The following is a 9,440-nucleotide window of genomic DNA, read 5'->3' as shown; positions in this document are numbered from 1 at the left end:
CCCCTACCCCCACAAAACAGATTTTCTTCTAGCAGTCCGGTTTTTAGATAAATTTTTTGTATATTAAATTTAGCTATATATTTTTTAAAAAATCGTGATATAAGTCAGAAGAACGCCAAATGGTGTTCGGAAAACATTTCGTGTGAATTTTAAATTTCTTATCACAGGTGTGAAAAAAAAATTATAAAGAAAAACTATAGATGACCTCTGTCTGTAGATAGATTTGGAAAATTTTATACATTGTTTATTTCGATATATCTATTCCTCCGCAAATGCCACAGGTCGTTTTAGTTAACCCACTGATCCCCCCCAATACGGGGAATATTGCTCGTACTTGTGCTGCTACGGGTACTGAATTGCATTTGGTAGGACCTCTAGGGTTTGAAATCAGCGATCGCTACCTGAAAAGAGCTGGATTGGACTACTGGCCTTATGTGAAACTCCACTATCACGAGTCTTTGGACGCTTTTAAAGCAGTACATCAGTTGCAAGGTGGAAGATGGCTGGGTTTTAGCGTTCGTGGGTGTTGCAATTACGCTAGCTTTCAATTTCAACCAGATGACTGGTTGCTATTTGGCAGTGAAACCACTGGGCTAGCACCTGAAGTTATATCGGCTTGCGATACCACTCTCTACATTCCCATGAAGGAAAAGAATGTTCGTAGCTTAAATCTTTCGGTAAGTGTAGCAGTAGGTTTGTTTGAAGCCCGCCGTCAGCTTGGTTATTTGCAGTAGGGATGGATCAATGTCGTGCTGTACTAAAAAACAGGTATTGGAATTCTTCAGTAAAGTTGCGGACTTCAAGGTTATTCAATATTTTCTGTATAAAAAAATTACTTAAATAGATTTTGCAGTGGCTTGTGGGGTAAGAGTGATTAGAATTATACATGAAATTATCATTTTTCTAGAAAATTAGGGGCAAATACTTAAAACAAAAGACAGAGACCTATAAGAAATTTGTATAGATGTTGGGGTGAAGAGCTAAGGAAAAACGATAGATTTTTGTAAATTTGAGGGGTCGTGCAACAGGGGAACAAAAACCTGAAAAGCCAGTCAAAATAGGCATTTGAGTTGTGTATCTTAGAGTGTAATTTGATTCACAAGAAAAATAGTTTGCGAGTTAATACGGTTGTTTTTTGGGGAAGAATCAACGTAAAGTCGCGTGTGAGGTAGACGGATGGGATGGAAAAACTTTGAAGATATCTACAGCAGGGTGTAGTTTTATTGAATGAAGTTGCAGCATCTAATAGCAAGAGGTTACAACGGCTACAGAAACAGCCCGACTAGCTCAAGCAAAAAAATGATTAGACAATTCTAAACAGAAGAACTTATATGGTGTGTGTTTTAAGGTGTGAGGCATGAGACAGACAAGTAAACTCTTAAATTTAAATTTTTGATATATAGTGTGAACTTGTCTAAATCAGAGAAGCAAGGTAATCTTGCGTAAGTATCTCTGATGTGTGATCTCGATCTATTTTTCGTGGTGATCTAAATCATTGACTAGTATCCAACTGGAAAAAAGGTCAGTTAAGCGCTAGCGATCGTTAGGAGGTCCTCTTTGAAAAGAGCATTGAAGAAGAAAGAAAAAGCTGAGTTGGAAAATAACCAAAGCGATGACGTTCCGGTGGAACAGGTAAACGCAATTCATCCACGCTTAAACAACCGCCGGGTACAGACAAAAGCCGCAATGATTGGTTTGGCGATCTCCATGGGAGCAACCAGCCTTTTGGTAACTCGACAGAGCGATCGCGCCATAGCAGCAGAGCCGGTAGGAAATCAGAACACAGCCTCAACAATACCAGCTGCTTCTGACACCGAGGTGAAGTTGCCGAACGCAACTCAGCCGCAAGTGCAAGTCGTATCATCGGTGAGTCTGCCAGAAAGCCCAGCTGTGGTTGAACCTACGGCAATTTCCCAAGTCGCCGAGCTAAGAGCCAAGTGGCAGGGTGTGGCAAAGACCGCGCCCGTACAGCCAGTGTCTGTGCCAGTAGCAGTTTCTAGCTCATATCAAGCGGTAGAGGAGCAGAGCGTTTCCATAGAAACAACCACCGTTCAACAACAACCCATCAAGCAAGAAAAGACCGTAAAAACGCTCTATAATGCTTCGGGTCTTGTTGGAACTCAAGCCATGTCAGTACCCTCTCCACAAGAGGCAGTGCAGGCAGAAAATGCAGTAGAGCCAGAAGTTAATGCTCAACTGAAGGCGCAGCAAGAGTTCGCGCTGAACCAATTACAGCAAAAATCAGACCGTCTCAGAAGAAGTCTGAGGGAGTTGCGGTCAAATCAAGCTCAAGAAGCGTTACCAGTTGTGCCTGCAGGGGTACCACAGGTAAAAGTGCTTGAAAACAAGCCAAAAATAGAAGCGAGAAACACTGTAACAGAGCCATCAGAGACTGCAAGCAATGTAAACAGAGAAAAACTCGTTTCCAGGTTAAAGCAGCGGTTGGAAACAACTAAGGTACCAACACAAGTACCAACTGCCGTAGGTGTCAAGCCATGGGCGCAAGAACCATCTGCAACCTACGAAGTCAAACCTGGAGATACACTAGCTGAGATTGCTAGCAATTACAACATTTCAGTTTCAGAACTCGTTAAGGTCAACAATCTCAACAATCCAAATCAACTCCGGATTAATCAAAAACTGACAGTTCCTGTTACAGAAAACAGCAGCACTCCAACTTCAGTAGCGATCGCCCGCCCGCAAAAGGCAAACCCGATTCCCCAAACTCCTGTTGGCCTTGGCAGTAGTGCGACAGTTTCGCAAGATAGCGTCAGTAACTCAATTGCCAACAGCGGTGTTACAACTCCGACACCCGTTGTTCCAAACAACACCAGTTGGAAAAACAGGCTAGCGCCAACAACTGCTGAGAAATCGATTGAGAACAATGCCACTTTCCCTGTGAAGACACCAATCGTTGCTGATGATTCCGTTCGGAAAAATCAAGTCGCACAAGGTAGCACCAGCAACTTACTTCCCAGCAATAGCAACGTAAGCGTCCCAACAGCAGTTATTGCGGATAGTTCGATTAACACAGCATTAACAACAGAGCGCAAAGCAACTTCTGCTACAAACTCTGACACAAACTCTTTGGGTGCTTCTTCTCTCGGTGTTGGTGGTGATACTCCAGTGCCAACAGTTTTTACCGAAATGAGAGAAGCCCAAAAATCTCATTCCTCAGCCGCCAAAAAAGGCAGAGACTCTCAACGTCTTCGTGGCTTACAAGCGGAAATCAACAAACTGCGGGAGAAATATCGTGCTCAACAATCTGGTAACGTTGTCGTTCCAGCAGTCGCTGAAACAGATAATGCTCCAGTAACAGTGTCTCAATCCAACGAGAATGAAAGCACGGTACAAATTCAAGTTCCCCCACCCAACAGTTCATCGCTACAATTTTCATCTCCAGGGTCCAATGGTGCAATACCCATTCCAGTACCCAAGCCAATGACTGGTAACGCCAACCGTCAACCCGTCAGACCCACAGTGAGCAATCGCAGACCAACAAACGAACCTGTTAATCCGGAGTTACTGCGCGAGCAACGAGTGGCAACTCCTTCAAAAGGGATGAACGCTTCCGAAATTCTGGGAACTATGCGAGGAACAACTGTAACTCCACAGTTACCACCTTTGGCAGCAGTGGATAGATACTTACCCAGACCAATTGATGAAAATCTAGCCCCTCCTTCTACTTCCACCACTGGTTATATGTGGCCCGCCAAGGGTGTCCTGACTTCCGGTTACGGTCCTCGTTGGGGAAGAATGCACCGGGGGATTGACATTGCTAACGCAACTGGTACGCCAATTTTTGCAGCAGCTGAAGGTGTCGTTGAAAGGGCAGGTTGGAATAACGGTGGTTACGGTTACCTCGTAGATATTCGTCATGCTGATGGCAGCTTGACTCGCTACGGTCATAACAGTCGTATTTTGGTTCAACCCGGTCAACCCATCCAGCAAGGACAACAAATTTCTGCAATGGGTAGCACTGGTTTCAGCACAGGTCCCCACCTGCACTTTGAAGTTCACCCATCGGGTAAGGGAGCAGTGAATCCCATTGCTTTCCTCCCCAAAGAACGCCTGTAATAAGGGGCGGGTTGTAACTGAATGAAAACCTTGCTAACAGAGGGAGTAACTATCCCTCTCTTACACTTTTTTGCTAATGGCTCATCGCTAACAGCTAATTGTTTCATGCCATTAGCCATTAGCCATTAGCCATTAGCAATTAGCCATTAGCCATTAGCCATTAGCCATTAGCTCAAAAATTAATTTCCTGCGTGGGTAGTCAAGAAAAAATCCATATGTTATATTAAGGAAGCATAATGAATGTTAAGGCTCAGTAGCTCAGTTGGTTAGAGCACGGGACTCATAAGCCTGGGGTCGTTGGTTCAAATCCGACCTGAGCCACTTAAGAATTATGAATGATAAATGATGAATTATGAAACGGAAGGTGAATTTGTGTTTAAGAATTATGAATGGTAAATGATAAATTAGTATCGAAGAACTCCGATGAAAGTATGCGGATTTACATAATTCATAGTTCATAATTCATAATTCATAATTCATAATTTAATATGTCGAATAACCTCAGCAACAGACCAAGCTTGGGCGATCGCACCCCTAGGTTTATGTGGTTCATCACCATCAAAAATTTCAGAGATAGACCCGATGCAACCCTCATGTAGAAAGTGATTTAGCAAAGGTTGCCAATCAAAGGGTAATGGCTTTTGAGGATAAAAACGTTCCCAAGCACGAATAAAAGGACCGATGAGCCAACACCAGACAGTACCTTGGTGATATGCACGATCGCGCTGTTGGGGATTCCCTTCGTATTGACCTATATACTCAGAGTCAGTAGGAGCAAGAGTACGCAGCCCATAGGGAGTAAGCAGTTGAGAACGAGCTAAGTCAAGAATTTGGCGTCCTTGCTGTTGGGTAAACGCACAGTGGGTAAGAGATAGCGCTATGACTGAGTTGGGGCGAATTTGACAATTGCGGCAATCGTCTGGCTCAATGGTGTCATACAAGTAACCCAATCGGGAATTCCAATATTTTTGGAGCGAAGCTTTTACCTGTTGTGCTTGTTTTGCATAACGTAATGATTGTTTTGCAAAACGCGCTGAATCTTCAGGTGTCCCATGCTCGCTCAAGATTTCTGCCCATCGACTTGCCCAACATAACGCTGAGTACCACAAGGCATTAATTTCAATTGGCTTACCACGGCGCGAGGTAACAGGTTCTCCTGCAACCACCGCGTCCATCCAGGTTAGAGCTACACCACGTGCATACCATCCTACCAACCAGTCCGTAGAATCAACTTGTATGTTATAGCGAGTTCCGCCAATAAAAGCTTTGTATATTTGTTGTACTATAGGATATTGCTCTGCCAAAAATTGCCAGTCTTGAGTCGCTTCTAAATAAAGCCCCAAAGTTTCAATCCACCATAGCGCTGCATCAAGACTGTTATAAAATGGTTCCCCACCGATATCGGGAAACGCATTGGGAATCAAACCAGCGTGACAGTAACGTCCAAAGGTTTGCAAAAGTCCCTTTGCCAAATCATATCGCTGTGGAACAAGTGCCAAACCGGGTAAAGCAATTAACGTATCGCGTCCCCAGTCATTGAACCAGTGATATCCAGCAATGACGGTAGGTCCATTAATTGACGCACGATAAACGATAAATCGATCTGCGGCTTGTAGGAGTTGCTTCCATATCGGGGACAGGGTGGACAGGGGGGACAAGGGGGACAAGGTAGAACTTTCTCCCTTGTCTACCCCCTCTCCCTTGTCTACCACCTCTCCCTCCCATCCAAAAATTTGAGACAGTCGCTCTTGTTCTGCTTCTTGTGCTTCTACAAAAGTATCTTCGGTGAGACTACCATGCAGTTCGTTTGGAAAACCCACTCGTGCTTCTAGTGTGACCGCATCACTCGGATTGAGACGTACAGTTAAATAACCAGGGCTGAAGAGATCTTCTCGATCGCCCAATCCTCGCAGTGTCTCCTCAGGTAAACCGTAATTCCAATACCAAACTGCATCAGCTTGATACTCTCCGCGTGTCCAACGCAACTGCCAAGGTGTGCCAAAGCTCCTAGAAATCATGGCTTGCAAGCAAACTTGCTGTTGCCCTAACATTTGGGAAAACTGTAATTCTGGAATGGCTTTTTGTTGGTGGTGAAAATCGCGATCGCTCACCAGCAATCGCAGCCTTAAGGTAGCAGTATCTGTCCCCTCATAACGGTACTGAATCAAAACCCGATGACTTAAGAGGGGTGAGGAGGAAGCTATCCCCCGTATCTGCCCTGTTTCCGTCTGACTTTCTTCTCCAATGCCCAATGCCCCTTGCCCATTGCCCTTCAATCCATAAGGCATGACCAAAAGCCTTGTGATTTGCCAGTCGTCTTCTCCCCAAATCCATTTTGGAACTGGGTTAATATCAAAGCGGCGCAGGAGTTGGTAGCCTTTTGGCTCAATTTGACCGCTTCCCCAAAAATTTGTCCCTAGTGCCATGACTCGGTTTGGAAGTTCAAGGCTAGCTTCTAAATGAGACAGTAGGAGGGTACGCCCTGAGGGTGGACTGGTGGCGGCAAACAACCAGCCATGATATGTCCGAGTACGAAGATCCGACACCGTACCACTGGCAAAACTTCCTAAGCCATTGGTTAGTAACCATTCTCTTGTATCTAAATCCACCATTTGCTACTCAAAATCGTTATGACTATGATATAGTCGTAACAGATTGCGATCAAACTGTTAAGAACTTTCAACAAAGTTTGAGAGATAAAGGATAAAGGATAAAGGGTAAAGGGTAAAGTGTAACACTTCATCCTTCATACTTCATACTTTAGCCTTCACTAGACGGGTGTAATTTGAAGGAGATATTTGTAAATGCCTCTTAGCTATCCATCAGAAGGATGCCTCCGTGTAGGCCAACAAGCTCCCGACTTCACAGCAACTGCTGTGGTAGATCAGGAATTCAAGACAATCAAACTTTCTGACTATCGTGGTAAGTACGTCGTACTGTTTTTCTACCCCCTAGACTTTACCTTTGTTTGTCCCACAGAAATTACAGCGTTTAGCGATCGCTACGAAGAATTCAAAAAAATTAACACCGAAATCCTTGGTGTTTCCGTTGACAGCGAGTTTTCTCACCTCGCATGGATTCAAAGCGATCGCAAGTCTGGTGGGGTGGGAGATTTAAACTACCCCTTAGTTTCTGACATAAAGAAAGAGATTAGCGCTGCTTACAACGTTCTCGATCCAGCAGCTGGCGTTGCTTTACGCGGTTTGTTCCTCATCGACAAAGATGGTGTCATCCAGCACTCAACCATCAACAACCTAGCTTTTGGTCGTAACGTTGATGAAACTTTGCGAACATTGCAAGCTATTCAATACGTTCAATCTCACCCCGATGAAGTTTGTCCAGCAGGTTGGCAACCAGGTGACAAGACAATGGTTCCCGATCCCGTGAAGTCCAAAGTGTACTTCTCCGCTGTGTAAAATCTAAACTTCGTTCTAAACCTTGTTCTAAACCTTGTTCTAAACCTCGTTCCCAGGCTCCGCCTGGGAATGGCTTAGTATGGGCAGAGCCGCCTCCCGAATGCGAGGCAGAGCCTCTTGTAATGCATTCCCAGGTAGAACCTGGGAACGAGATGTCAGACGAGATGTCAGACGATATGTCAAAACGATATGTCAAAAAAACCGATTTAGAATCATATTGATAATCATTAAAGGTCAAATTATGATAGATTCGATGAATCTAAACGGACTACTGAACGAGCGCTTTTTTCGGAACTTTCTACCCATACCCGCAAGCAATACGTTAGTTGTGGGGCAATTTGTGCCAGATTTCCAACTTCCAGATATCAAGAACGAGACTACAGTCAAGATATCAAATTACAGAAATAAGCAACCAGTAATACTTGCTTTTACGCGAATTTTTACAGAAAAACATTATTGTCCCTTTTGCTTTCCCCACATCAAAGCCTTAAATGAGAACTATGAAGAATTTCAAAATCGAGGTATAGAACTTCTGCTGATTACCAGTACAGATCGAGGACAAAGTAAGATAGTAGTCAAAGACTTAGGGCTAAAAATGCCATTGCTGAGTGACCCCAGTTGCCGGGTATTTCAAACATACGAAGTTGGGCAAGCTTTAGGAGCACCGTTACCAGCACAATTTTTATTAGATAAAGAAGGCAAACTCCGCTACAAACATTTATTTTCGTTTCTTGACCATAATGCTAGCGTGGATAAATTGCTGGAATTAAGCTCAAACAATGAAATTGCGTAGGTTGGGTTGAGGAACGAAACCCAACATTTACAAGCATTTGTTGGGTTTCCCCAAGAGTTCAAATCTAACCCGTATCGAAAGCAGTCAACTCTACTACAGCCGAATATGCTGTAAGTTAGCACGGGGATTGAAAGTACGTATAGCGCGGAGTTTTTCGTAATACTCCTGTTCCTGAGGAGTCATATCTTTAGGTGGTACGATCGCCACTTTAATCAACTGGTCACCACGTCCACCCCTGGGTTGCGGCCATCCTTTACCACGCAAGCGCAAAGATTGACCAGATCGCACTCCTGCAGGAATCTTAACAGTGACCATACCATCAGGTGTTGGGACTTCAACAGATGCTCCCAGAACAGCTTCATCAGGTGTAATAGGTATTTCACACACCAAATTATCACCTTCAAATTGAAACAAAGAATGGGGTTGAAGCTCAACCTTAAGATATAAATCACCTCGTTGCTGTGTGAAGGGGTTGACTGGTCCTTTACCCCTTACACGCAAACGACTCCCAGTCTTTGCCCCTGCTGGTATGCGAATATCAACGACCTCACTGCCAAGATTGATATGTTTTTGCACGCCATGAAATGCTTCAGAGAAATTGAGGGTAATCGTCGCTTCACTATCTTGGGTAGCACCAGCAGAACCAACATCTTGAGTTCCAAAATCACTAAAGCCACTAAAACCACTAGATCTACTTCCTGCAGATGTGCTGTAGCTGTAAGCTTGTCGCGTACCACGAGCACCAGCAGTTCCTCCAAAGCGCCCTAACAACTCACTGATAAATTCATCAAAGCTTCCATACTGACTGAAGTCAAAACCGCCCATGTCAACACCGACACCACCAGACGGGAACCCTTCAGATGCTTGTTTCCAGTACTGACCAAATTGGTCATACTTTTTGCGTTTGTCTGAATCTGACAAAACTTCGTAAGCTTCGTTAATTTCCTTAAAACGTGCCTCAGCTTGCTTGTTACCGGGATTCACATCAGGATGGTATTTGCGAGCTAATTTACGAAAAGCTTGCTTAATTTCTTCTTGACTGGCAGTTTTACTAACTCCCAATGTTGCATAGTAGTCTTTGAAATCCGTCGAAGCCATTTACCAGCCTCCTGTTAAAATTACCATTAAATTTTCTTATACATTTTCAGCCATCA

Annotated in this window: 6 protein-coding genes and 1 tRNA gene; 5 read left to right on the top strand and 2 right to left on the bottom strand. The window is 44.1% G+C overall.

The window, feature by feature from the left end:
- Positions 1-272 precede the first annotated feature (272 nt).
- The 3 genes from F7734_RS44075 (at position 273) to F7734_RS44065 (ending at position 4,398) form a co-directional block, all read left to right on the top strand.
- Positions 273-734 (top strand): tRNA (cytidine(34)-2'-O)-methyltransferase, encoded by a 462-nt coding sequence (locus F7734_RS44075; RefSeq protein ID WP_155750688.1) that lies wholly within the window; start codon positions 273-275, stop codon positions 732-734.
- 823 nt (positions 735-1,557) lie between these two features.
- Positions 1,558-4,077 carry a peptidoglycan DD-metalloendopeptidase family protein gene (locus tag F7734_RS44070; protein WP_155750687.1) on the top strand — a complete coding sequence of 840 codons (2,520 nt, stop codon included), beginning with the start codon at positions 1,558-1,560 and terminating at the stop codon, positions 4,075-4,077.
- A 247-nt stretch (positions 4,078-4,324) separates the two neighbouring features.
- Positions 4,325-4,398, top strand: a tRNA-Met gene (locus tag F7734_RS44065).
- Positions 4,399-4,553: 155 nt separating this feature from the next.
- On the opposite strand, the gene F7734_RS44060 is transcribed toward F7734_RS44065, so the two are convergent.
- Positions 4,554-6,689, bottom strand: a complete 2,136-nt coding sequence (locus F7734_RS44060) for an amylo-alpha-1,6-glucosidase (protein ID WP_155750686.1) — start codon at positions 6,687-6,689, stop codon at positions 4,554-4,556.
- Positions 6,690-6,881: 192 nt separating this feature from the next.
- Between F7734_RS44060 and F7734_RS44055 the strand changes: the two genes are divergently transcribed.
- Both F7734_RS44055 and F7734_RS44050 read left to right on the top strand, forming a co-directional pair.
- The gene (locus F7734_RS44055; protein ID WP_155750685.1) at positions 6,882-7,493 is read left to right on the top strand and encodes a peroxiredoxin; all 612 of its coding nucleotides are present in this window, start codon (positions 6,882-6,884) and stop codon (positions 7,491-7,493) included.
- A gap of 241 nt (positions 7,494-7,734) precedes the next feature.
- On the top strand, positions 7,735-8,286 hold the full coding sequence (locus tag F7734_RS44050; protein ID WP_155750684.1) for a redoxin domain-containing protein: 552 nt from the start codon (positions 7,735-7,737) through the stop codon (positions 8,284-8,286).
- 93 nt (positions 8,287-8,379) lie between these two features.
- On the opposite strand, the gene F7734_RS44045 is transcribed toward F7734_RS44050, so the two are convergent.
- Positions 8,380-9,384 carry a DnaJ C-terminal domain-containing protein gene (locus tag F7734_RS44045; protein WP_155750683.1) on the bottom strand — a complete coding sequence of 335 codons (1,005 nt, stop codon included), beginning with the start codon at positions 9,382-9,384 and terminating at the stop codon, positions 8,380-8,382.
- Positions 9,385-9,440 lie beyond the last annotated feature (56 nt).

Source organism: Scytonema sp. UIC 10036, assembly GCF_009725235.1.
The sequence above is the reverse complement of the archived record's forward strand: the minus strand, read 5'-3'. Positions and strand labels throughout refer to the sequence as shown.

Excerpts from the sequence above, each read along its gene's own strand:
- F7734_RS44050 (WP_155750684.1), top strand. The coding sequence starts at position 7,735 with ATGATAGATTCGATGAATCTAAACGGACTACTGAACGAGCGCTTTTTT.
- F7734_RS44060 (WP_155750686.1), bottom strand. The coding sequence starts at position 6,689 with ATGGTGGATTTAGATACAAGAGAATGGTTACTAACCAATGGCTTAGGA.
- F7734_RS44055 (WP_155750685.1), top strand. The coding sequence starts at position 6,882 with ATGCCTCTTAGCTATCCATCAGAAGGATGCCTCCGTGTAGGCCAACAA.
- F7734_RS44075 (WP_155750688.1), top strand. The coding sequence starts at position 273 with ATGCCACAGGTCGTTTTAGTTAACCCACTGATCCCCCCCAATACGGGG.
- F7734_RS44045 (WP_155750683.1), bottom strand. The coding sequence starts at position 9,384 with ATGGCTTCGACGGATTTCAAAGACTACTATGCAACATTGGGAGTTAGT.